20 protein-coding genes are annotated in these 21,155 nt (G+C 70.3%); 8 read left to right on the top strand and 12 right to left on the bottom strand.

Annotated features, from left to right (window positions below; all coding sequences use genetic code 11):
- Nucleotides 1-785: 785 nt before the first annotated feature.
- On the bottom strand, nucleotides 786-2,057 hold the full coding sequence (locus tag Ahu01nite_RS42905) for an MFS transporter (protein ID WP_203842529.1): 1,272 nt from the start codon (nucleotides 2,055-2,057) through the stop codon (nucleotides 786-788).
- Nucleotides 2,058-2,095: 38 nt separating this feature from the next.
- On the opposite strand from Ahu01nite_RS42905, the gene Ahu01nite_RS42910 reads away from it, so the two are divergent.
- A complete protein-coding gene (locus Ahu01nite_RS42910) occupies nucleotides 2,096-2,854 on the top strand; it encodes a DeoR/GlpR family DNA-binding transcription regulator (RefSeq protein WP_203842530.1) in 759 nt (252 codons plus the stop codon).
- A 25-nt stretch (nucleotides 2,855-2,879) separates the two neighbouring features.
- Here Ahu01nite_RS42910 and Ahu01nite_RS42915 read toward each other — a convergent pair whose 3' ends face one another.
- Nucleotides 2,880-3,710: an oxidoreductase gene (locus Ahu01nite_RS42915; RefSeq protein ID WP_203842531.1), complete on the bottom strand. Its 831-nt coding sequence runs from the start codon at nucleotides 3,708-3,710 to the stop codon at nucleotides 2,880-2,882.
- A 182-nt stretch (nucleotides 3,711-3,892) separates the two neighbouring features.
- Between Ahu01nite_RS42915 and Ahu01nite_RS42920 the strand changes: the two genes are divergently transcribed.
- Nucleotides 3,893-4,681, top strand: coding sequence for an alpha/beta hydrolase (locus Ahu01nite_RS42920; protein WP_239159599.1), 789 nt, complete (start codon nucleotides 3,893-3,895; stop codon nucleotides 4,679-4,681).
- On the opposite strand, the gene Ahu01nite_RS42925 is transcribed toward Ahu01nite_RS42920, so the two are convergent.
- Together Ahu01nite_RS42925 and Ahu01nite_RS51565 are read right to left on the bottom strand one after the other, a co-directional pair.
- Nucleotides 4,678-5,637, bottom strand: a complete 960-nt coding sequence (locus Ahu01nite_RS42925; RefSeq protein WP_203842532.1) for an alpha/beta fold hydrolase — start codon at nucleotides 5,635-5,637, stop codon at nucleotides 4,678-4,680. The two genes, Ahu01nite_RS42920 and Ahu01nite_RS42925, sit on opposite strands and share 4 nt — an antisense overlap.
- Nucleotides 5,638-5,653: 16 nt before the next feature.
- Entirely contained in the window at nucleotides 5,654-8,290 is a 2,637-nt protein-coding gene (locus Ahu01nite_RS51565) for a helix-turn-helix transcriptional regulator (RefSeq protein WP_203842533.1), read from the bottom strand.
- Nucleotides 8,291-8,410: 120 nt separating this feature from the next.
- Here Ahu01nite_RS51565 and Ahu01nite_RS42935 point away from each other — a divergent pair, with 120 nt between their 5' ends.
- Nucleotides 8,411-9,850, top strand: a complete 1,440-nt coding sequence (locus Ahu01nite_RS42935; RefSeq protein WP_203842534.1) for an AfsR/SARP family transcriptional regulator — start codon at nucleotides 8,411-8,413, stop codon at nucleotides 9,848-9,850.
- Here the strand turns inward: Ahu01nite_RS42935 and Ahu01nite_RS42940 are convergent.
- The 3 genes from Ahu01nite_RS42940 to Ahu01nite_RS42950 form a co-directional block, all read right to left on the bottom strand.
- Nucleotides 9,831-11,357 (bottom strand): helix-turn-helix domain-containing protein, encoded by a 1,527-nt coding sequence (locus Ahu01nite_RS42940; protein ID WP_203842535.1) that lies wholly within the window; start codon nucleotides 11,355-11,357, stop codon nucleotides 9,831-9,833. The genes Ahu01nite_RS42935 and Ahu01nite_RS42940 overlap by 20 nt on opposite strands.
- 61 nt (nucleotides 11,358-11,418) lie before the next feature.
- Nucleotides 11,419-12,783 (bottom strand): glucose/sorbosone family PQQ-dependent dehydrogenase, encoded by a 1,365-nt coding sequence (locus Ahu01nite_RS42945; protein ID WP_239159600.1) that lies wholly within the window; start codon nucleotides 12,781-12,783, stop codon nucleotides 11,419-11,421.
- Nucleotides 12,784-12,925: 142 nt separating this feature from the next.
- Nucleotides 12,926-14,275, bottom strand: a complete 1,350-nt coding sequence (locus tag Ahu01nite_RS42950) for an FAD-dependent oxidoreductase (RefSeq protein WP_203842536.1) — start codon at nucleotides 14,273-14,275, stop codon at nucleotides 12,926-12,928.
- A gap of 468 nt (nucleotides 14,276-14,743) precedes the next feature.
- Between Ahu01nite_RS42950 and pdhA the strand changes: the two genes are divergently transcribed.
- Nucleotides 14,744-15,874 carry a pyruvate dehydrogenase (acetyl-transferring) E1 component subunit alpha gene (gene pdhA, locus Ahu01nite_RS42955; RefSeq protein ID WP_203842537.1) on the top strand — a complete coding sequence of 377 codons (1,131 nt, stop codon included), beginning with the start codon at nucleotides 14,744-14,746 and terminating at the stop codon, nucleotides 15,872-15,874.
- Nucleotide 15,875: 1 nt separating this feature from the next.
- Here pdhA and Ahu01nite_RS42960 read toward each other — a convergent pair whose 3' ends face one another.
- Entirely contained in the window at nucleotides 15,876-16,076 is a 201-nt protein-coding gene (locus Ahu01nite_RS42960; RefSeq protein ID WP_203842538.1) for a hypothetical protein, read from the bottom strand.
- A gap of 167 nt (nucleotides 16,077-16,243) precedes the next feature.
- Here Ahu01nite_RS42960 and Ahu01nite_RS42965 point away from each other — a divergent pair, with 167 nt between their 5' ends.
- A complete protein-coding gene (locus Ahu01nite_RS42965) occupies nucleotides 16,244-16,552 on the top strand; it encodes a hypothetical protein (RefSeq protein WP_203842539.1) in 309 nt (102 codons plus the stop codon).
- A 147-nt stretch (nucleotides 16,553-16,699) separates the two neighbouring features.
- Nucleotides 16,700-17,011: a hypothetical protein gene (locus tag Ahu01nite_RS42970; protein WP_203842540.1), complete on the top strand. Its 312-nt coding sequence runs from the start codon at nucleotides 16,700-16,702 to the stop codon at nucleotides 17,009-17,011.
- Here the strand turns inward: Ahu01nite_RS42970 and Ahu01nite_RS42975 are convergent.
- Together Ahu01nite_RS42975 and Ahu01nite_RS42980 are read right to left on the bottom strand one after the other, a co-directional pair.
- Entirely contained in the window at nucleotides 17,008-17,895 is an 888-nt protein-coding gene (locus Ahu01nite_RS42975) for a transporter substrate-binding domain-containing protein (protein ID WP_203842541.1), read from the bottom strand. The two genes, Ahu01nite_RS42970 and Ahu01nite_RS42975, sit on opposite strands and share 4 nt — an antisense overlap.
- Nucleotides 17,892-18,542: a hypothetical protein gene (locus Ahu01nite_RS42980; RefSeq protein ID WP_203842542.1), complete on the bottom strand. Its 651-nt coding sequence runs from the start codon at nucleotides 18,540-18,542 to the stop codon at nucleotides 17,892-17,894. The genes Ahu01nite_RS42975 and Ahu01nite_RS42980 overlap by 4 nt, the downstream gene beginning before the upstream one ends.
- A gap of 242 nt (nucleotides 18,543-18,784) precedes the next feature.
- Between Ahu01nite_RS42980 and Ahu01nite_RS42985 the strand changes: the two genes are divergently transcribed.
- On the top strand, nucleotides 18,785-19,078 hold the full coding sequence (locus Ahu01nite_RS42985) for a hypothetical protein (RefSeq protein WP_203842543.1): 294 nt from the start codon (nucleotides 18,785-18,787) through the stop codon (nucleotides 19,076-19,078).
- Here the strand turns inward: Ahu01nite_RS42985 and Ahu01nite_RS42990 are convergent.
- Nucleotides 19,075-19,272 carry a hypothetical protein gene (locus Ahu01nite_RS42990; protein ID WP_203842564.1) on the bottom strand — a complete coding sequence of 66 codons (198 nt, stop codon included), beginning with the start codon at nucleotides 19,270-19,272 and terminating at the stop codon, nucleotides 19,075-19,077. The two genes, Ahu01nite_RS42985 and Ahu01nite_RS42990, sit on opposite strands and share 4 nt — an antisense overlap.
- An 18-nt stretch (nucleotides 19,273-19,290) precedes the next feature.
- Entirely contained in the window at nucleotides 19,291-19,530 is a 240-nt protein-coding gene (locus tag Ahu01nite_RS42995) for a hypothetical protein (RefSeq protein ID WP_203842544.1), read from the bottom strand.
- A gap of 447 nt (nucleotides 19,531-19,977) precedes the next feature.
- Here Ahu01nite_RS42995 and Ahu01nite_RS43000 point away from each other — a divergent pair, with 447 nt between their 5' ends.
- Entirely contained in the window at nucleotides 19,978-20,832 is an 855-nt protein-coding gene (locus tag Ahu01nite_RS43000) for a 23S rRNA (adenine(2030)-N(6))-methyltransferase RlmJ (protein WP_203842545.1), read from the top strand.
- Nucleotides 20,833-21,155 lie beyond the last annotated feature (323 nt).

Genomic DNA, 21,155 nt, shown 5'->3' on the forward strand with positions numbered 1-21,155 from the left:
GGAGCGGGGCCAGCAGGCGCGGCCGGCGTGACCGACGCCGGGGCGGTAGGCGCAGGCGGCGTGACCGAAGCCGGGCCGGAAGAAGCAGTCGGGGTAGCCGGCGCGGGGCTCGAAGGGGCGGGCGGAGTGACCGGCGCGGGGCTCGAAGGGGCAGGCGGAGTGACCGGCGCGGGGCTCGAAGAAGCAGTCGGAGTGACCGGCGCGGGGCTCGAAGGAGCAGGTGGGGTGACCGCTGCGGGGCCGGAAGGGGCAGGCTGCTGCTGCGGTTCGGGCTCGCGGGGTTTGGGAGCGGTTGTTGCGGACTCGGCCGGCTGGACCGATTCGGGCGGGTTTGTCGCCTCATCGGTCGGGGTTTCTGTGGCTGGGGAGTGGTAGACGCCGGGAGTGTCCGATGGGGGCCGGGCGGCGGGGATGCGGGCCGAGCCGACGACCTTGGCCGCACCTCTCGCCGGGGTGGCGGGGTCGCTCGGGGGCGGCTGCGACCCCGGGGTGGCGTTCTGGTCCGGCGGTGTCATCCACCCGCTCCTCTCGGCCCGGCCGTTCCGGGCATCCGGACATCATCCCGGATGCGCGCCACCCGCCGCACGCCCCCGTTCAGGCGAGAAGCGGTTGATTGCCCGCAGCGCCCGCGGAGTGTTCCAGCGACCGGGTTCGACGGCCCCTCCTTCCAGGGCGAAGTGAACACGCCCGGATGGATACGACCGGGCAGCCGGCGACCGTCCGGCCGCCGGTGGGACCGCACCACCTCGCGGCCGGATCACCATAAAGCAGCCAAGTGACCACATTCACCCCAGCAGGCCCCCACCGCTGGGAACGGACGGGCCTGCCGCAGTTTTCTCGCGGGGTGGGCGGACCGCGCCCGCGGCCGCTACGGCGACCGTGAACAGGATCGCGACCAGCCACAGAGCGGTGAGCAGGCTGGTGGCCTCGGCGGCGAAGCCGACTGCGGGCGGGCCGGCGAGGTTGGCGAAGTAGCCGATGGTGGCGACGACGCTGACCCGGGCGGCAGGGTTGGGGCCGCTGTCCGCTGCTGCTGACATGCCGAGCGGGAAGCCCATGGAGACGCCGACCGCCCACAGCAGGACGCCGATGAGCAGGACCACGACGTTGTCCGAGAGGATGAACAGGGCGACGCCGAGGACGCCGAGTGCCGAGGTGATGCGTACGGTGCGGACCCGGCCCAGCCTGTCGACCAGCGGGCCGCCGAGGACGCGGGCCGTGGTCTCGCCGACCGCGAAGACGGTGAAGAACAGTGCCGCCGTGGCCGCCGCCTGGGCGTGGCCGTCCTTCGCGGCGAGGGTGAGCCAGTTGTTGGCCGTGCCTTCGCCCAGTTCCGCGCCGAGCATGACCACGCCGATGAGCAGGAGGCGCCAGTCGGCCCAGCCTCGCAGCCAGCGGCGCAACCGCTCCGTGGCCGGGACCGGGACGCCCGGGGTCTCGTCGCCTGCACGGGCGCCCGTGGGGATCGCGCGGCCCAGCCCCGCGGCGGTGGCGGCCATCAGGGCGGCTTCGCCCGCGAACTGCCAGGTGGGGCTGATGCCGAGGGCCGCGCAACCGGCACCGATACCCGAGCCGATGGCGGCGCCGGCAGACCAGGCCGCATGCATCAGGGGCATGAGGGTACGGCCGGCAAGTTGTTCGATCGCCGCACCCTCCACGTTGATCATGACGTCGAGAGAGCCGATCGCGAAGCCCACCACGACGAAGCCGGCGCCGACCAGCAGCATCGAGTGCAGAACTCCGGCACCGGCACCGATCACGGCGACAGCCGCGGCGACCAGGAGCAGGGCCGCGGGGATCGCGCGGCGGGCGCCGAGCCGGCCGAGCAGGGGTGTGGAGGCGAGCAGGCCGGCGACGGATCCGACCGTGACGCCGGCCAGCAAAACGCCGATCGAGCCGGTGCTCAGGTCCAGGGCGGCCCGCAGGTCGGGCAGGCGCGGGCCCCAGGTGGCCAGCGCGAGGCCGCCGATCGCGAACGCGACGATGATCGCGTTGCGCCAGCGGGCCAGCTCTGCCGGCGATAAACGTTCAACGCCTGTGATCGTACGATCGCTCATGCTGATCATTTAATCATTGGGCTGGTAAAGTGCCAAGCATGGGCAACCAGCAGCGCCAGAAAGAGATCCTCGACGCACTGCACCGCGACGGCCGCGTGGAGGTTCCCGACCTCGCGAAACTGCTCGGCACCTCGCCGATCACCGTCCGCCGCGACCTCGATCAGCTCGCCGCAGCTGGGGCCTTGCGCAGGGTCCGCGGCGGGGCAGTGACGACTTCCCTGCGCGGCGAGGGACTGCCCTTCGACATCCGGGCCGTCGACGACGTCGGGCTCAAGACGCGGCTGGCCGAGGCCGCCGCCGACCTGATCGCCGACGGTGAGGCGGTCGTCATCGACAGCGGCACCACCGGCGCGGCCGCGGCGACCGCGCTGGCCCGGCGCCGGATCACCGCGATGCCGTTCTCCGTGCAGGGCATCGCCGCCCTCGCCGGCAGCCAGAGCGTAAGCCTGATCCTGCCGGGCGGCACGGTGCGCCAGCCGGAGGGCACAATCGTGGGGCCGCTCGCCGAGCGCACCCTGACCGGCCTGCGTTTCGACACGGCGATCCTGACCTGCTGCGCGGCCGCGCCCGCGGTCGGCGTCACCGCCTACGACCTGGCCGACGCGGCCGTGAAGCAGGCGATCAAGGGCTCCGCGGAGCGCACGGTCCTGATCGCGGAGGGCTCGAAGTTCGCCCGCAGCGCCATGGCACTGGTCTGCCGCCTGGAGGAGGTCGACGTGATCGTCACCGACCCCTCAGCCCCCACCGAAGCCCTGGCCCGCCTCGCCGACAGCGGCGTCCGCATCGAAATCGCCTGACCGAATCGCAACGCCGAGGCCGGGACTACGCCGCCAGGGTGTCCAGCTTGGCGACGGCGTCGGCGGGAAGGTGAAGGTCCGCGGCGGCGACGTTCTCGCGCAGGTGGGCCACGGACGACGTACCCGGGATCACCAGGATATTGGGGGAGCGCTGCAGCAACCAGGCCAGCGCGACCTGCTGTGCCGTGGCGCCCAGGGACGCGGCGACCTCGTCGAGCACGCCCGACTGCAGCGGGGAGAAGCCGCCGAGCGGGAAGAACGTGACGAAGCCGATGCCGTCCGCGGCGAGCGTGTCGATGAGGGCGTCGTCACCGCGCACGACCAGGTTGTAGAGGTTCTGGACGAAGACGACGGGGGCGATCGCGCGGGCCTCGGTGACCTGGCCGGCCGTCACGTTGGACAGGCCCAGGTGGCGTACCAGGCCCTCTTTCTGCAGCTCAGCCAGGATGCCGAAGGTCTCGGCGACCGGTCCTGGCCCGCCGAGGCGCAGGTTGACGGCGTCGAGCGCGTCCAGCCCGAGGCGGGTCAGGTTCGCCTGGACCTGGTCGCGCAGGTCGCCGGTCGACGGGTCCCAGCTGCCGCCCGGCCCGCGGCGGAAGCCCACCTTGGTGACGATCCGCAGCTCCGGCGGGTACGGGTACAGCGCCTCGCGGATGAGCTCGTTGGTGGTGAAAGGGCCGTAGTAGTCGCTGGTGTCCAGGTGCGTGATGCCCAGCTCGACGGCGGTGCGCAGGACCTGGACGGCCTCGGCGCGGTCGCGGGGCGGGCCGGACGCGTTCGGTCCCGCGAGTTGCATGGCGCCGTAGCCCATCCGGGTCAGCACCAGGTCGTCGGCCAGCTTCAGGGTCTCGGTCATGACGTCGATCCTGCGCCGGCGAACGGTCGTCCGGGAGCTACAACTCGTCCTGGTACGGGTGATACCACTCAGGCGAGCGCCGCGAGGACGTCGTACCGCGACCGGTCACCATACCGTCCACAGTCTCGCGTACAGTCATCTTCCTCAAGACCTGGGTGCCCGCCGGCGCGACCATGACCGCCATGCCCACTATCGTTTTCATCCACGGCCTCTGGCTGCACGCGACCTCCTGGGAAGCCTGGCAGGAATTCTTCACGGCGGCCGGGTACGACACCGTCGCACCCGAATGGCCCGGCACCCCCGACACCGTGGCCGAGGCCCGGGCCAACCCGGACTCCATCGCCGACCACGGCATCGACGCCGTGACCGAGCACTACCTCAGTTTCCTCGACGGGCTGGGCGAGCCGCCGATCATCGTCGGTCACTCGTTCGGCGGCATGATCGCGCAGAAGATCCTCGGGCTCGGCCGGGCCGCGGCCGTCGTCGCCGTGGACGCTGCCCAGATCAAGGGGGTGCTGCCGCTCCCGCTGTCGGCGCTGCACGCGACGCTGCCGGTGTTCAAGAATCCCGCGAACATCCGGCGGGCCGTGTCGCTGACCGCCGAGCAGTTCCGCTACGGCTTCGGCAACGCGATCAGCGAGGAGGAGTCCGCCGCTCTCTACGACCGGTGGGCGATCCCCGCCCCCGGCCGCCCGCTGTTCGAGGCGGCGGCGGCGAACTTCTCGCTGCACTCCCCCGCCGCCGTCGACACCGGCAACACCTCGCGCGGCCCGCTGCTGCTCATCGCGGGCGGCAAGGACCACACCGTCCCGGAGGTCATCACCGAGGCCACGGCCAAGCAGTACCGGCACTCCCCCGCGGTCACCGAACTCGTGGCGTTCCCCGACCGCGGGCACTCCCTGACCATCGACAACGGCTGGCGCGAGGTGGCCCAGAAGTCACTCGACTGGCTGCACGCGCAGGGCCTCTAACGGGCCAGGAACGTGAGGAGCAGTTCGGTCATGTACGCCGGCTGCTCCTCCCAGATCCAGTGGCCCGAGTCCGGCACGACAGCTTCCTGGACGTGTACGGCATACGACCGGGCCTGCTCCGCCACCTTTTCCTTCAGGCTGTGGTCCGCACCGACGGCCAGCACCGGGATCGTCAGCTTCCGCTTCCCGGACAGCGCGACGTCCCCGTTGTCGGTACCGAAGGCGCGGAACCACTCGAAACTGGCGCGCAGATGGGCGTCGTCGCGCAGCGCTTGCGCGTACACATCGGTGTCCTGCTCGTGAATGGCGGCCTTGTTGACCGCGAGCCAGTCGACGAACCCGGCGACCCACTGTTTCTCGTGCCCGTCGATCGTGTTCTCCGGCAGGCCGTTGGTCAGCGAGAAGAACCCGAAATTCCAGAAACCGGGGCCGTCCTTCGTCAGTGACGGATAGCTGTAGACGGACTCGTCGGGGATCGGCGCCTCGGTCAGCGCCAGCTTGCGCACCTCACCGCGATAGGCAGCGGCATACGCGTACGCCACCATGGTCCCGATGTCATGACCGACCACATTCACCTCACGGGTACGCCCGAGCGTGGCAAGCAACGCATGCACGTCAGCGGCCATGGTCACCTTGTCGTAGCCCCCAGCCGGCGCACTGCTGCCTCCCGCACCGCGCAGATCGGGCGCGATGACCGTGTAACTGCGCCCCAGCGCGGGCAGAACCCCGAACCATTCGTACGACGTCTCCGGATATCCGTGCAGCAGCACCAGCGTGGGCCCGTGCCCGCCGATGACATAGTGCATCCGGATCCCGTTGACGTTCGCGTCCCTGGCGCTGAAACCCTGTGGTGGCACCGGGTTGCCGGCCGGGGGATGCAGGCGGGCCGCCACGGGCGAGGCGAGGGCCAGGACCACGGCGAGCACAACCGCGGCGTACCGTCGAATTGTTGTCATGCGGCGACGGTAGGGATCAGCCCCCGGACCGGTCTTGAGTCGGTCGACTGCGCGAACGGCTGAGATCGGGCAGGTCGCGCAACTCGCGCCGGGACGTCACGTCGAGCTTCGGGAAGAGCCGATAAAGATGAGACGCCACGGTACGCGGTGACAGGAACAGCCGCTGCCCGATCTCCCGGTTCGTCAACCCCTCCGCGGCCAGCCGCGCAACGGCCAGCTCCTGGGGCGACAGATCCGCGTGCACCCCGGGACCGGCATCGGCCAGCGCGTCGGTCGTACGGCGCAGCCATGGCGCAGCCCCGAGTTCGGCGAACGTCGCTCTGGCGAGATGCAGCTGTGCACGGGCCTCGCCGCTGCGGCCCTCCCGGCCGAGCCACGTCGCGAAGGCGAGCCGGGCACGGGCACCCAGCCACGGCCAGTCGTCCAGCCCACCGGCGAGCGCCTTGCGGAAATGCGGCTCGGCATCGGCCAGAAGCGCATCCGCCAGCAGCAGGTTCGCGGCGAGGACGGGGCTGAGCCAGGCGGCACCGGCATGACGGGCGAGCACGGCGCGGGCCGCATCATGGCGACCGCTCAGAGCCGCGACCTCCGCGAGAAACCCCAGAGCTTCGGCCAGCTCCGGCACGTGCACCCCGGTCCCGGTCCCGGTCCCGGTCACCATCATCTCGTACGCGGCCACATGCTCACCGCCGTCCGACAGCGCAATCGCCCGCGCCGTCACCAACCGCACCCGAACCCCGGGAGCCCGCCGCCCGTCCAGCTCCCGTTCAGCAGCCGCTGCCGCCATCTCGCAGGCCCGGACATCGCCCCGGCACGCGGCCAGCACGGCGTCCACAGCCAGTGTGTACGCGGTCCACATCGGCCACTCGCGCTGACCGTTGAGTCGAACCGCCCGCCGAGCCGTCCCCCAGTCCCCGAGAACCAGCGCCGCACCGGCCCGCATCGCCGTCACCGCCGTCAGATCCCCCAGGCGACCCAGCGCCCACAGAGCCTGACCCGCCACCCCCAGGTGCCACGCAGCCGCCCGAGGATCTCCCACCCCCAGCGCCGCCTCCCCCAGCAACGCACTCTCCCCCGCCCCGACCACCCGCCCCACCGCGACCCGATCCACCGCGACCCGATCCACCGCGACCCGATCCCGCCCGACCTGATCCCGCCCGACCTGATCCAGTGCGAAGGGCCGGTCCGGGCCTGCGCGATTCACCCCGGCCGCCCGATCCAGGGCCGCCCGATAGGGCGCGGCTGTGGTCAGGGTTTGCACTTCGGGGCCGTGGCGGGTCGGTGCTGCCCAGGCCAGGGCAGCCGCGTAGCGGGCGTCGTCATGCAGGGGCGCCGGCAGCCGGCGGAGAGCCGCAAGAACACCCGGGTCGCCCGGTGCAGTCCGGGCAGCGGCGAGCAGAAGGTCCAGCCCGAGCCCGAAGTCAGCAGCAGCGCCGGCCGCGGCGTCGGCCGCAGCAGCAGCGTCGGCCGCAGCAGCGTTGGCCGCAGCAGCGTTGGCCGCAGCAGCGTTGGCGCGGGGCGTCCGGGTGAGGGCGAGAAAAATGCCCGGCGCGACCATTTCCGTAGGGCCGCCGATGCCGGTGACGGTGTCGTGCGATGAGCGGGCGAGGGACAGGCGCACCCTGCCCAGATCGTCGAGCTGGGCGATCTTCACCGTGTCCAGCAAATGGTGCCCGACCGCGTGGTGGCCCAGTTGGGCGGCGGCCGAGGCGGCGCGGATCAGTCTGGTGCCGCGCCGGGCGGGATCGGTGGTCAGTCTTGCGGCGATGACCAGCCGGCGTAGCTCCACGAGCGGCGGCACGTTGCTGCGTAACGGATCCAGCAGGTCGGCGAGACCGTCATCCGGGCCTGGGGCGGCCTGCGCGGCGTGCCACCAGCGTTCCTCGCCACGCAATGTCCTGGCCAGGACGGCGTGAGCGCGGATGCGGGCGGCGAACGGCATTCGATGCAGCAGCGCGGCTCGCAGCAGCGGCTGCCGGAACGCCACGTCATAGCCTCGGATCACGATCTCGTCGAGGGCCGGGCTCAGCACATCCGGGTCCACCCCGGACGCGGTGGCCAGTTCGCCGGCCGTGAGGGTTTCCGCCACCGCGACGAGGTCCAGCGCCGCACGAGTGGATTCCGGCAGCCCGGCCAGACCCGCGATCAGGCTCGCGGCGAGCCGATCGGTGACGGGCGGCGTCCAGAGCCGCTCGGGGCCGGCCGTGCGCCACGCGACCGGCAACTCCGTCAGCGCCAGGGGGTTACCGTGGGCCCGGTCGGCGATCAGGCGTCGCTCGATCGCGGGGAAGTCTCCGGCCTCGCGGCTCAGCAGCCGGTCGGCGGCAGCGTCGTCGAGGGCACCGACCCGGATGGTTTCCGCGCCCGGCCAGGGTGACTTCTGCCGGTGGGTGGCGGCGAGGACGCGGAGGGGGTGCTCACTGCGTACGTCGGTGAGGGTCTGGATCCTGTGGATTTCTGCCGGGTTCAGCAGGTGTGTGTCGTCCACGATTACCGGGTTGGCCGGGGCCTCGCGGGCGGCGGCGGACAGCAGGGTGGTGAGGCCGATGCCGGGCTCGCCGGTCAGGACCAGGATCGGCCGGATCGGCGGCTGGGTCAGCCGGAGCCGGATTGCCTCGAGCAAGCCTGAGCGACCGATCAGTTCTTCCCGCACGGTACCTCCCGGGGCGGGACGGTAGCCGGGGTCAGTGACCATCGAGTGACCGCCGGAGACGCGGCCCACACCGGGTGGGACGGCCTTGCCGTGGGCCGCGGGCGCTCCTACGGTCGGAGGGTGACGCAGACGCTGCTGCCCGGCCCCAAGGTCTACTTTGGCCTGTTCGGTGGTGTGCGGGCGTGGCGCAACCAGCGGCCGCTCGAGCTCGGGCCGCCGCAGCGGCGCGCACTGCTCGGCATTCTGCTGGCCGCGGACGGACGGCTGGTCACGGTCGCCGAGTTGATCGACCTGATCTGGGGTGAGCGGCCCAGCGCCAGCGCGACCAACCTGGTGCACCGGCACGTGGGGGCGTTGCGGCGCACGTTCGAGCCGGAGCTGCCGCACCGGGCGGAGGGGCGCTGGCTGGTCCGGTCGGGGAGCGGTTATGAGGTGCGGGTCGACGCTGTCTCCTGTGACCTGCGGCGGTTCCGGTTGCTCGCCGAGCGCGCGGCCCAGCCCGGGACCAGCCCCGCAACGGTCGCCGACCTGCTCCTGCAGGCGCTGGACCTCGCGTCCGGGGCTCCCGGAGAAGGGTTGACGTTCCCGCTCGCGCAGGCGACACCGTTCCGGGTTGTCGAGCGCGAGCGGGTCGGTGCTGCGATGGCCGCCGCCGACGCGGCGCTGCGGTGCGGCCGCGAACGCCAGGTCACGCCACACCTGATGGCGTTGAGTGCCCGGCATCCGCTGGACGAGCCGCTGCACGCCCGGCTGATCGACTGCCTCGCCGCGGGCGGGGAACGGGCCGGGGCGCTCGCCGTCTACGAGGACGTGCGGCGCCGGCTCAACACCGAGCTCGGGATCGAGCCCGGCCACGAGCTCGGCGACGCCCGGCGGCGGGTGGCCGGGCGCTCCCCCGCAGCCGGGCGGCCCACGACCCTCGCGGTCGCCGTGCCCGCTCAGCTTCCCCCGGCACCCACGGTGTTCCTGGGTCGCGAGCGTGAGCTGGCGGCCGCCGACGCCTACCTCGCCAGGTTCGCCGCGCCCGACGACAGAGCCCGCGCGGCCGAGGACAGACGCCGCCCGGGCGAGGACGGAGAGCGTGCGGCCGAGGACAGACGCCGCGCGGGCGAGGGTGGAGAGCGTGCGGCCGGGCATCGGATCTGTGCGATCACGGGGGTGGCGGGGATCGGCAAGACGGCTCTCGCCCTGCACTGGGCGCATCGCAACGCCGGGAAGTTTCCCGACGGGCAGTTCTACATCGACCTGTGGGGTGACGACGGCGAGGGCGCTGCCCCGGCCCAGGTGCTGCGGGGCTTCCTGACCGCGCTCGGGATGCGGCCCGCGGCCGGTGCCGATCAGGAGAGCCTGGCGGCGGCGTTCCATCAGGCGGTGCGGGGGCGCAAGCTGCTCTTCGTGCTCGACGGCGCACGTGGGAGCGTGCAGGTTCGTGCGGTGCTGCCCGCCGATCCGGGTTGCCTGGTGATCGCGACCAGCAGGCACTGCCTGACCGGTCTGATCGCCCATGAGGGCGCGCAACCGATCCCGCTCGAAACCACGCTCAGCCCGGTGCCGGTCTGACCGCGATCCGGGTGGCCAGCTGGGTCCGGGACGTTATCTCCAGCTTCGGGAAGATCCGATACAAGTGCGATGCCACCGTACGCGGGGACAGCATCAGCCGTAACCCGATCTCCCGGTTCGACAGGCCCTGCGCCGCGAGCCGGGCGATCCGCAGCTCCTGCGGCGAGAGGACACCGGGCTCGGATTCCCCGGCCGGCACCCCCGCGGCGCGCAGTTCCGCGGCGGCCCGCCGCGCCCAGGCCGTGGCACCGGCCAGCGCCAGGCTGCGCTGCGCCGCGGCGAGGTGCACGCGGGCCTCGGCGATCCGGCGGCGGCGGCGCAGCCAGGAACCCAGACCCAGCTCGATCCGCGCCCGCAGCCACGGATGGTGCTGCGGTGTGGCGGCCAGGGCGAGCTTGAAACAGTCCGCGTCGTCGGCGAGCAGCGCCCGGGCATAACCCAGGTTGAGCGACGCGCCCTGCAGGCGATGAACGACGGCGGCCAGCTCCGCGTGGTTGCCGCTGTGTACGGCGGCTTCGGCGAGCAGGTCGAGCCAGCGCGCCGCCGTGCCCGGGTCGTATCCCTCGGCGGTGTCGTCGAACAGCGTACTGAGCAGCGCATATGCGGTGGCCCACGAGCCGCGGCCCAGCTCGGTGACCGCGCGGGCCACCCGGCTCTGCGCCCCGGCCGCGCCCACATCGTGCCCACGGGCGGCCACCCGGTCCACCACGTCGCAGTCGGCGAGCGCACCCGTGACGTCGCCGCGCAGTGCCCGTACGGTGGCTCGGATCGCCGTGGCCCGCAGCTCCCAGACCGGCTGGTCCGTCAGCACCGCCAGGCGCATCCCCTCATCCGCCGCACGCCCGGCCGTATCCCAATCACCCAGCGTCATCGTCACGTGCGCGTGCACCGTCTCCACACGCGCAAGCAGCCCCGCCCGCGCTCCCCCGTCCAGCACCCGCACCCCGTCCAGCACCCGCACCCCGCCCAAAGCCAGCGCCCCGCCCGAAGCCCGCACCCCGCCCGAAGCCCGCACCCCGCCCGAAGCCCGCACCCCGCCCGAAGCCAGCGCCCCGCCCGAAGCCCGCACCCCGCCCGGAGCCAGCGCCCCGCCCAAAACCAGTGCCGCGTCCGGGGCGGCCAGCGTTCGGGCCGTGGCCGCCAGCAGGTCGGCGGCGCGGGCTGGTTCTCCGGCGTGCAGGGCGGCGACGGCAAGCGGCCAGCACGCGTCCGGGTCGTGCCACGGGGGCTCGGCGAGGACGGCGGTCAGCAGGTGCCGGGCGTCGTCCGGGGTCGCGAGCGCGAGCGCGGCCAGATATCGCGGATCGCCACCGTTCCCGGGCAGGCGCAGCAGACATTCGAGCAGCGGCCCCCGCACCGCGACCCGGTCGCCGTCCCAGAGCAGTGCCAGCGCCAGATCGGCCAGGGCGTCCAGCGCTGCCCCGGGCCGCCCGGCGGCGATCAGCCGGGCGGCGGGGAGGCAGGCGGTCGCGGTGGGTTCCCGGAGCCGGGTCAGCTCGATGGTCATGCTGTCACCGTAGGGGTGCGCTCACGGCGTACCCATAAGCAACAGTGACTGCAATCCCTGCTTAAGCACCCACCCGGAACGCGAGGATCGCGCCGGGGTTCGTGAGGGTGTTGGTCGGTGTGCCGTCCGGGCCGCGGACCATGCCAATGCTGTCGGTGGCGACGTAGACCGTCGTGCGGTCCGGGCTGAAAGCCGTGTCGCGGTAACGGTTCTGCGATACCCACAGCCGTTCCTGCTTGACGACGGTGCGGCCGTCGACGCTCAGCACGAGCCGGTGCACGGCGCCGTCCTTGAGGCTGGTGACGAGCAGGGCGCTGCCCCAGCCACGGATGCCCTGGTAGTAGCTGAGGCTCGACGGCGCGACGGTCGGGTTGCAGATGAACCAGTCCTCGCTCGGGGCGCACTTCGATGCCGGGTCGCGGAAGTCGTAGTCGTTGCCGACCGTGGTGCCCAGCGTGCTGATCGGCGCGTCGAGGGTGCCGGTCCAGGCGGATTCCTGCTGCGTCGGCACCGAGGCGGGGGCCACGAGCTCGTCGTAGGTGAGGTTCTTGCAGCCGGGGGCGGCGGACCAGTTGGAATACGCGTACGCGCTGTCGTCGCGCTTTCCGGCCACGTACGGCCAGCCGTAGTTGCTTCCCCGGTGCACGATGTTGATCTCGTCGTCGGTCTTGGGGCCTTGCTCGGCCTCGTAGAGCCGCCCGTCGCCGGCGAAGTCCATCCCCTGCGGGTTGCGATGACCGTACGTGATGACGTGGCTGCGTACCCCGCCCAGCACCGGGTTGTCCGCGGGGATCGACCCGTCCGGGTTCAGCCGCAGCGTCTTGCCGACGTACGAGCTCCAGTCCTTGGCCCGCACCTCGGCGAGGGTCGGCAGGCGCTGGGCCCAGTTCGGGTCGCAGGCGTTGGCGAACTGGTTCGCGCCCTGGTCACCGATCGTGTAGTACAGCTTGCCGTCGGGGCCGACGCGCAGCCGGGCCGACTGGTGGTCGGTGCCGGACGGGAGCCCGGTGAGCACGTCGCTCGGGCTGATCAGCGTGTGAGTCGCGGCGTTCACGGTGTAGCGGACGATCTTCAGGCGCAGCGTCTCGCCGGTCACGGCGGCGGGGGTCTTCGTGGTGTACGAGTACGACAAGTACGCGTACCCGGAACCGAATGCGAGCCCGAGCAGGCCGTCCTGGCTGCCTCCGGCCTGGTGGTACGCAATCCCGGCAAGGTCGAGCGCCGTGGTCTTCGCGCCGGTCACCGGGTCGACGCGGGTGACCTTCAGGCCACTCTTCTCGGTCACCCAGAGCTGACCGTCCGGACCCCAGACGATCTCGTACGGGTCGGCCAGCCCGGTTGCCAGAACCGTCCGGGTGAATTGTGTACGCGGGGCCGCGGCACCGGGCGCGGCAACGCCCAGGGTCAGCGTGGATACAGCGGCCACCGCCGCGAGGACAGTCCTCAAGAGCTTCCCATTCCCAGCCGGCGCTCACCGCGCGTTGATCTTCAGTGCGTGTAACGCACCGGACCTGTCGCGGTCACGGGCCCGGCACCTTCGCGGCGCCGGGCCCGTTGCAAGCCGGGGGTCAGTTCAGCGTCTTGGAGATGCTGATCATCTCGTGCCGGGCGACCACCTTGACGCGCTTGCGCCCGTGCGGCTCGCCGAGGGAGATCTCGTGCTGGTCCAGCACCTGCCAGCCGGCCCAGGTCGTGAAGTCAAGACCCCGCTGTTCCAGGTACGCGATGACGTCGGCCGGGTCGGCGTCGGTCGCCTGGGGCAGCGTGGCGGCATCCGCCATCAGGCTGGTGATGGTCTCGCCCGCGTCGCCCTTGGTGTGCCCGATCAGGCCCACCGGACCGCGCTTGATCCAGCCGGTGACGTACATGCCGGGGACGTGCTCGCCGTCGAGGTCCATGATGCGACCGGCCTCGTGCGGGATGGTGCCGGTCTTCGTGTCGAACGGCAGGTCGGCGAGGGCCTTGCTGAGGTAGCCGACCGCGCGGTAGACCGCCTGAACGTCCCAGTCGGTGAACTCGCCGGTGCCGCGGACCCAGCCGTCGCCGGTCAGCTCCTGGGTCTCGGTGCGGATCGACTCGACCCTGCCGTCACCGCCGATCGACACCGGGGCCTGCAGGAAGTGCAGGTGCAGGCGGCGGGGGCGGTCGCGGGGGTCGCGCACGGCCCAGTTCTGCAGGATGTCGACGCACATCTTGACGTGCCGGGTGGCGCGGATCGTCTCGAGGCTGCCCTCGTCGAACTCGATGCCCTCGGGGTGCACGATCACCTCGACGTTCGGCGACACGTCCAGCTCGCGCAGCTCCTGCGGGGTGAACTTCACCTGCGCCGGGCCACGCCGCGAGAACATGTGCACGTCGGTGACCGGGCTGGCCTTGAGCTCCTGGTAGACGTTGTCCGGGATCTCGGTGACGAGCAGCTCGTCGGCGGTCTTGGCGAGGATCCGGGCCACGTCGACGGCGACGTTCCCGGCGCCGATCACGGCGACCTTGGTGGCGGTCAGCGGCCACTCGCGCGGCACGTCGGGGTGCCCGTTGTACCAGGAGGCGAAGTCCGCGGCGCCGTAGCTGCCGACCAGGTCGATGCCCGGGATGTCCAGCTCGCGGTCCTTGTCCGCTCCCGTCGCGATGATCGTCGCGTCGTAGAAGCGGCGCAGCTCCTCCGGCTTGACGTCCACGCCGTAGTCGATGTTGCCGATGAACCGGATCCGCGGGTTGTCGAGCACCCGGTGCAGCGCGGTGATGATCTCCTTGATCCGCGGGTGGTCGGGAGCCACGCCATAGCGGATCAGGCCGTACGGCGTCGGCAGCCGGTCGAAGATGTCGACGGTCACCGTCTCCGAGGCCTTGATCAGGTGGTCGGCGGCGTAGATGCCGGCCGGGCCGGCACCGATTACGGCAACCCGCAGGGGGCGGTCCATGGTTGCATCCCTTGCTCGCGCTGTCAGTCCGCACTGCCAAGATCCGGCAGCAGTCCTGAACTCTAAAACTTCAACCATGGTTGAGGTCAACCTGATCATGAAGCCACGGCTTCTTAGGGATGCCTAACTATACTTTTCCTGCCGCTTCGAGGACCGCCCGGCACCCCTGCAGCCCCGCGCAAACCCGCTCGGACCTGGTATTTCACGAACAGCGAGCGTTCGCCGGCCCCACGGCCGCGACCGGCGAATTCGGCATAGAGAACTGCGTCACATCGGGCTCCCCCTCCCCGGCATGGAGGCAGCGTCGACGTGGGGCCCGGGTGCGAGTCCCACCCTGAGCACGCTGGGATTCCAGGGCGCTGACCATGAGATCTGGATCACCACGGGTTTTGACTTTCGTACCGGCCGGATGTGATGAATAGTTCCCTGCACCGTGCAGACAGACGCGGCGAGATGGGGGACAGATCGATGGTGAGCGGTGCAGCCGGCGCTGATGCTCCGGCCGGCGGTTTCGTTCAGCTGCTCAACCCCGACGGGGAGCGCGCCGACAGCTACACCACGCCCGACGGCGTGACGTATTCGGCCGACTTCACCGACGACGAGTACCGCGAGCTCTACACGGATCTCGTCATGGTCCGGCGCCTCGACGCCGAGGGGCTCGCGCTGCAACGCCAGGGTGAGCTGGGCCTGTGGGCCAGCCTGCTCGGCCAGGAAGCGGCCCAGGTCGGCGCCGGGCGGGCGATGCGCCCCCAGGACATGGCGTTCCCCTCGTACCGCGAGCACGGCGTGCTCTACACCCGGGGCATCGACCCGATCATGCCGTTCGGCCTGTTCCGCGGCATCGACCAGGGCGGCTGGGACCCAAACGAGTTCAAGTTCGGCATCTACACGCTCGTGATCGGCGCCCACACCCTGCACGCCACCGGCTACGCCATGGGCATCAACCTCGACGGCAGGACCGGCACCCCCGACGGCGAAGCGGTCATCGCGTTCTTCGGCGACGGCTCGACGAGCCAGGGTGAGGTCAACGAGGCCTTCGTGTGGGCCGGCGTCTACAACGCCCCGCTCGTGTTCTTCTGCCAGAACAACCAGTGGGCGATCTCCGAGCCCCTCGAACGCCAGACCCGCATCCCGCTGTACCGGCGCGCCGACGGCTTCGGCTTCCCCGGCATCCGCGTCGACGGCAACGACGTGCTCGCCTCGTACGCCGTCACCCGTGCCGCGCTCGACAACGCACGCACCGGCAACGGGCCGACGCTGATCGAGGCGTACACGTACCGGATGGGTGCCCACACCAGCTCGGACGACCCGACCCGCTACCGCGACGCCGGCGAGGTCGAGGCCTGGAAGGCCAAGGACCCGATCAGCCGGATGAAGTCCTTCCTCACCAAGCAGCAGATCGCCGACGACACGTTCTTCCAGCAGGTCGAGGATGACGTCACCAAGATCGCCCTGGACCTGCGCGAACGGGTGATGGCCCTGCCGGACCCCCGGCCCGTCTCCATGTTCGACAACGTCTACCCGCAGGGCTCACCCCGCATCGACGCCCAGCGCCGGCAGTTCACCGAGTACGAGGCCCTCTTCGGCTCCGGTCACTGACCTACCGGTCCGCGGTCACGAACTCACACGACCCGGAGTGGCTGTGCTCCTTCGTGCAGACCCGCCCGGTCGGCAGATGCACCAGCGCGCAGGCGCCGGCCACGGCGAGTTCCTCGTCGATGGATGAGTTGTGGATCTCGAGCCGGCGGGTCTCCGGGCCCTCCGGCACGGACGTGCCGTCGTCGTCGCTGTAACGCTGCACCAGCCACCACCTTGTCAGGACGTCGAAGGTTCACCATGGAGCAATCCGGCCCGAGAAGCCAGGCTTTGTCACCTGGCGTAATTTGCTGTCAAATGCCCGACGCTTAGTCGCCGCATCCCGGGGCAAAGCCCCTCCAGGACGCAACCGACCAGGCCGACGGAGGCACCATGACCGCCAACGAGATCATCGATACACGTACGCCGGACGAGATCCGGGCCGACATCGAGCGCACCCGCACCGACTTCACCCGCCCCCGCAGGATGATCACCACGGCCCGGAGCAAGGCGGCGGAACTACCCGGCCGGGCGCGTCAGGCCGGCCAGACCGCGGGAGACCACTGGATGGCCACCGCCGCGGCCACCATGGCCCTGGCAGCCGCCATCACCGCCCTGATCCTGCAACGCCAGCGCGCCGCCACCCAGGCCCGCCAGCTGGCCGAACGCACCAGCTGGCGCCCCGCCTTCCTCAAGCGCTGACCCGGACCACTTCCGCCGATCGTGGGGCGGCTCGCCCGCCCCACGATCACCGGGCGCTGCCTACCTGCGGCGCCCGTCCCTCGGCGCCCGCCCGCGGCACCCGCCCGCGGCACCCGCTCGCGGGGAGCCCGGGGGTACGGTCGGGTCATGCGCGTACCGACCGCGGCGATCACCGCAGGCTCCCTCATCGGCGGCTGGCAACTCGCCCGCCGCACCGGCAACCGCCCCCTCGGCGGCCTCATCCTCGCCGCCGGCGCAGTCCTGGCCGCCCGCGAGTGGTCGCGCCGCACCAGCCCCGCCGTGACCGGCGCCCTCATCGCCACCTACCTCGGCGCCTTCGGCCTGTCCCACCCCCTGGCCAAACGCATCGGCCCCTGGCCCGCAGTCCTCACAGCCTCAGCCCTCACCGCCGCCGCCTCCTACGCCGCAGCCGACCGCCACCCCCACAAAATGCCCTAACCCGTGACCGGCTGCTCGCACGGGTCGAGCGCTGCGGAGTTGGGTTTGCGGTCCGTCGGGACGACGTTCGGGAGGTTGTCCTTGAAGGTCCGGTCCCATTCCTCGTTGATGAACTTGACCAGTTTCTTCGCGAGGTAGGCGCACAGCTTGGGATGGTCGTTGCGGATGCCGATCCCGTACCGCTCGCTGCCCACCCTGATGCCGGGGACCAGCCTGATGTCGCCGGCGGTGTCGTGGGCGATGAAGCCCTCGAGGATGACCCGGTCGGAGGAGACCGCGTCCGCCTCGCCGGCACGCAATCTTTCCATGCAGCGCTGCAGGGTGTTCTCCGTCAGCGGATTGATCGTGATGCCGAACAGGCGCTGCTCGGTGGTGGAGCCGAGTGCTGTGCAGATGTTCTTTCTCTCGATGTCCTCCACCTTTGCGATCTTGCTTGTCTTGAGCGTCAGCAGGCCCTGTGAATCCGTCAGGTAGGGGCCCACCTGATCAATGTCCTTGCGTCGCTTGTCGTTGATCGAGAAGTTGGAGATGACGAGCTTCACGTCGCTGTCAGCACCCTGCAGCGCTGTGACCCGCTCATTGGTGGTGAGATTGACGAATCGGGGCTGGAATCCCAGCTCCTCGCCGAGCCAATTGCTCAGGCTGATGTCGAAACCCTGCCAGACGCCGTTCGCATATTCGCTCCAGCCGGGCAGGTCCGTGTTGATGCCGATGAGGACCTCACCCGAAAGGTATTCGGCGGGATCCGGCTCCACTTCGGGGTCGCCGCATCCCGCGGTCGTCGTCATGGTGATGACCAGTGCGGCCGCCAGCAGCGGGCGAACCCAGCCGGCGCGACGTCGGAAGCTCACGCGTGTTTCCTCTCCTCCGTGCGGGGCGATCATCGACGTAGCTCGCTGCGACCGAACGAAACCTCCACCACGCAGTCCTGATTGCCCGGAGCATCGAGCTGCAGCACGAGCTCGACGCGACGGGTCCCCTCGGGGATGTTGACGGAGACCGGCACCTCGTGGCGCGCGGCGATCACCGAGCCGGACCGCCCGTCCAGTTTCGGCTCGACACTCAGCACGGACGAGACGACGCAGTCGCTCAGGTCGCTGACGGAGACCAACGTCGGCGTGAACGCCAGCTCCCCGCCCCGCCATCCCGAGGCGATATCGGGCGTCACCGTGCTGGGCTTTTCCTCGCTCACCTCGACCACCGCCGGGAAACTGACGTCCAGGTCGGAGAACCAGCGGTTCCAGACCCAGGTCGACGCGGGCACTATCAGGGCAACGGACAACACCAGGGCCGTCCAGAACTTGGCGCGCGGGCTCATCGTGGAATAGCGGTAGGACGATGTTGCCCGCTGCCCCGATCGTTGCTCGGCGCGGATCGCGAGCGCTGTGGTCACGATCGTCAGGGTGAGACTGAGAATTGTGGCGATCGTGGCTCCGCGTTCCGGATTCTGGAACAGGTAGATCGTGACCCCCACAGCGAACAGGGACGACCCGCCGATCCACTTGCGGGTACCACTCGGAAGCTCCTCCATGCACCTACCCCCGTGTAAATACGCGAAATAGATCCGCGCCTATCCCAGTGTGACGCATAGACGCTCATGCGCCCACCGGGCAATAACCTCACCACGCGAGCCGTCCATGGGAATCGGATGATCGGCTAATACGATCCAGCGTGGACATACGGTTTCAGCGCATATCGCCGCCCGCCTCGAAGCCAGGCCGGGTCTCCCGGACTCGTCGCACTCGTCTACGCGGGCGTGACTTACGGCTGGGTGTGCTGTCCGGCTTCGGCGCGCTGGACCCCGGCGAGATGTGCGCGTCCGCGGCCGGCTTCTACTCCGGTACGCCCGGCCCGCCGGACGACCGCTGGACGGGCATGGTCGAGCGCGGGCTCCCGATCGGGCGTACATGCGTATGGTCCGATGGAACCCGCTTCGAACTGGTGCCCTGGTGGGTCAACCCGCTGCTCTTCGCCTGGTTGACAACCGCAGTCGCCGCGCTACCGGCCGACCTGGCCGCCAGCGCGCTCGACCGTGGCGAGGCCGCCCGTACCGGCTACCAGGGTTAGAAAAGCCGTCCCCGGTACGGGTGGGAGCGACCCCACTTCTCCTCCCACCGCAGCAGGTTCGCCTGCCCTTCCGGGAGGTCGGGACGGTACTCCCGGACCACGGACCGTTCCGGCTGGGCGACCAGAAAACGCCAGTAATCCTCGATCGCCACCCGGGCGACGTCGGCCGGGAACTCGCCCTCGGCGCCGGGCACCCACGAGTTGGTGAGGATTCATCCGATCGGAGCGGGCACGCTTCTGAGTCTTGCGGAGGAAACGCAGCGCGGTCCGCATGCGAGCTGGGCGATGACCGCTATTTTGAGGGTAAGCACGATCCCGCCGCAGATCATCAGGCCGGTGCCGGTCAGCGTGGCGGCCTTCGTACCGTCCAGGAGTGCCTTGGCCGGACTGTCCTCTCTCGCCCACCAGGTCTGGAACGCGGCGACGGCCTCGCCCTCATGCTCGTTCCACACCTCGGTGGCAGTGCCCCAGCTCGTTGGCCAACCCATTGAACCGGCGGCCTATGTTCTCGTCCACCTCCGTGTGCTGCGCGCTGATGTCCACCACGTCGGCGCCGGCCGGGGCCATCTCGTCCTGGTAGCACTCGAACGCCCACGACGACACCTCGTCGTGGGCGGCGCCGATCAGCGAGCCGATATCGTCGCTCTCCCAGGGCGCGCCGAAACCAGCCAGCTCGGACTGGAACGACGCCAGCTCCGCGGAGAGCCGTGAGGCAACACTCGCCGTTTATCTCCAGGGCGAATGTCTCCCCGCGTCCTGACCTGCGAGATTCTTTGGTGGACATGTCTACGACAGGGCTGAGTCAGGTCTATCGGGATATGGGACCTTGAAGGTCGCTCCACCTCGACCCTGCCGAGAATCAAATGGTGTGCGCGGGATGCGCCTGGCATTGTCGGTGGATGGCCAACCGGCACTTCGGCAAGGCAGGCGACGTGTGGAAGCACCTCATGGTGTGTGAGGTGCTCGCAGCTGCCGAACCGACGCACTACGCCGAGAGCCACGCGGGCAGCGGCGCCTACGACCTGGTGTACGACGATGAGCGTAATTACGGCGTGGGTCACTTTCTCGAGGTGTCCGCGGTCGTCGACACACTGGGCGCATCCGCATACGCCCACGCGTTGCACAGGTTCACTTCGACCGGACGAGCGCGTTACCCAGGATCAGCGCTCCAGGCGATGACGTTGCTCGGCGATACCTCTGAGTATTTGTTCTGTGACGTGGACCCGGTGAGCGCGGAGGACTTACGACTCTGGGGGCGCAACCTCGAGCTGTCTCGATGTCAGGTCGTCGAGCACGACGGTATGACCGCGGTAGCCGAGTGGCTCGACACGTGCGCCGGTAGTCGTTGTGTCGTGCACATCGATCCGTTCGACCCGTTCGCTGCTCAACCAGGCGGCCTGTCGGCGGTTCAACTCGCAGGGCAGGTGGCCGAGTCCGGGTCGGTGCTCGTGTATTGGTACGGGTTCGACAGCCCCCTGGAGCAGGCGTGGGCACTCGCGGAGATCGCTCAACGCACCTCCAAACCACTGACCTGCTTGGATGTGCTTGTCACGGACGAGACAGGCCAGGGCATGAATGGCGATCTCGGTGTGGGGACGACACCCGGAACCGGCTTCGGCGTGGTTCTAGCGAACGTCGAAGAGCAGGTGATCGCCAATTGCGATCGCCTGGGTCGAGATCTCATTCGCACCTACGCCGGCAAGCGGTTGCCCAACGGGCAACAGGGCGGACTGAGATTCACGCGTCGCGCGTAAGTCTGACGATCCTTCCGGGGCGTGGCGACGACCTCGATTCCGCATTGAGCAGGTGGTTGGTCGGCAAGAGTCCCTCGTTCGGCTCAACGAGCCGTCAAGATCGACGCCCGACTCGACTTCGCGCGCCGGCTCGCCGGCGCTCAGTCGCAGCACCGAGGGCTCCAGCTCAAGGTTCTCAATCCGCCCGGGCAGAACCGCCCGAACCCGGACCAGACCATCGGCGGCCTCGCCCGTACCGATGGGTGGTTCCGATTCGTCCTGGTCACTGGAGGGCTTCTGGGCCCGGCCGAGCGCGGCCACCACATCGGCCAGCGTCCCGCTCA

The sequence above is a fragment of the Winogradskya humida genome, from assembly GCF_016862215.1.
In the GTDB taxonomy this organism is placed as follows: Bacteria; Actinomycetota; Actinomycetes; order Mycobacteriales; family Micromonosporaceae; genus Actinoplanes; species Actinoplanes humidus.

Coding starts and splice junctions, on each gene's coding strand:
- pdhA (WP_203842537.1), top strand. CDS start 14,744: ATGGTGAGCGGTGCAGCCGGCGCTGATGCTCCGGCCGGCGGTTTCGTT.
- Ahu01nite_RS42970 (WP_203842540.1), top strand. CDS start 16,700: ATGCGCGTACCGACCGCGGCGATCACCGCAGGCTCCCTCATCGGCGGC.
- Ahu01nite_RS42950 (WP_203842536.1), bottom strand. CDS start 14,275: ATGGACCGCCCCCTGCGGGTTGCCGTAATCGGTGCCGGCCCGGCCGGC.
- Ahu01nite_RS42980 (WP_203842542.1), bottom strand. CDS start 18,542: ATGGAGGAGCTTCCGAGTGGTACCCGCAAGTGGATCGGCGGGTCGTCC.
- Ahu01nite_RS42925 (WP_203842532.1), bottom strand. CDS start 5,637: ATGACAACAATTCGACGGTACGCCGCGGTTGTGCTCGCCGTGGTCCTG.
- Ahu01nite_RS42975 (WP_203842541.1), bottom strand. CDS start 17,895: ATGATCGCCCCGCACGGAGGAGAGGAAACACGCGTGAGCTTCCGACGT.
- Ahu01nite_RS42940 (WP_203842535.1), bottom strand. CDS start 11,357: ATGACCATCGAGCTGACCCGGCTCCGGGAACCCACCGCGACCGCCTGC.
- Ahu01nite_RS42915 (WP_203842531.1), bottom strand. CDS start 3,710: ATGACCGAGACCCTGAAGCTGGCCGACGACCTGGTGCTGACCCGGATG.
- Ahu01nite_RS42905 (WP_203842529.1), bottom strand. CDS start 2,057: ATGAGCGATCGTACGATCACAGGCGTTGAACGTTTATCGCCGGCAGAG.
- Ahu01nite_RS43000 (WP_203842545.1), top strand. CDS start 19,978: ATGGCCAACCGGCACTTCGGCAAGGCAGGCGACGTGTGGAAGCACCTC.
- Ahu01nite_RS42910 (WP_203842530.1), top strand. CDS start 2,096: ATGGGCAACCAGCAGCGCCAGAAAGAGATCCTCGACGCACTGCACCGC.
- Ahu01nite_RS42965 (WP_203842539.1), top strand. CDS start 16,244: ATGACCGCCAACGAGATCATCGATACACGTACGCCGGACGAGATCCGG.
- Ahu01nite_RS42920 (WP_239159599.1), top strand. CDS start 3,893: ATGCCCACTATCGTTTTCATCCACGGCCTCTGGCTGCACGCGACCTCC.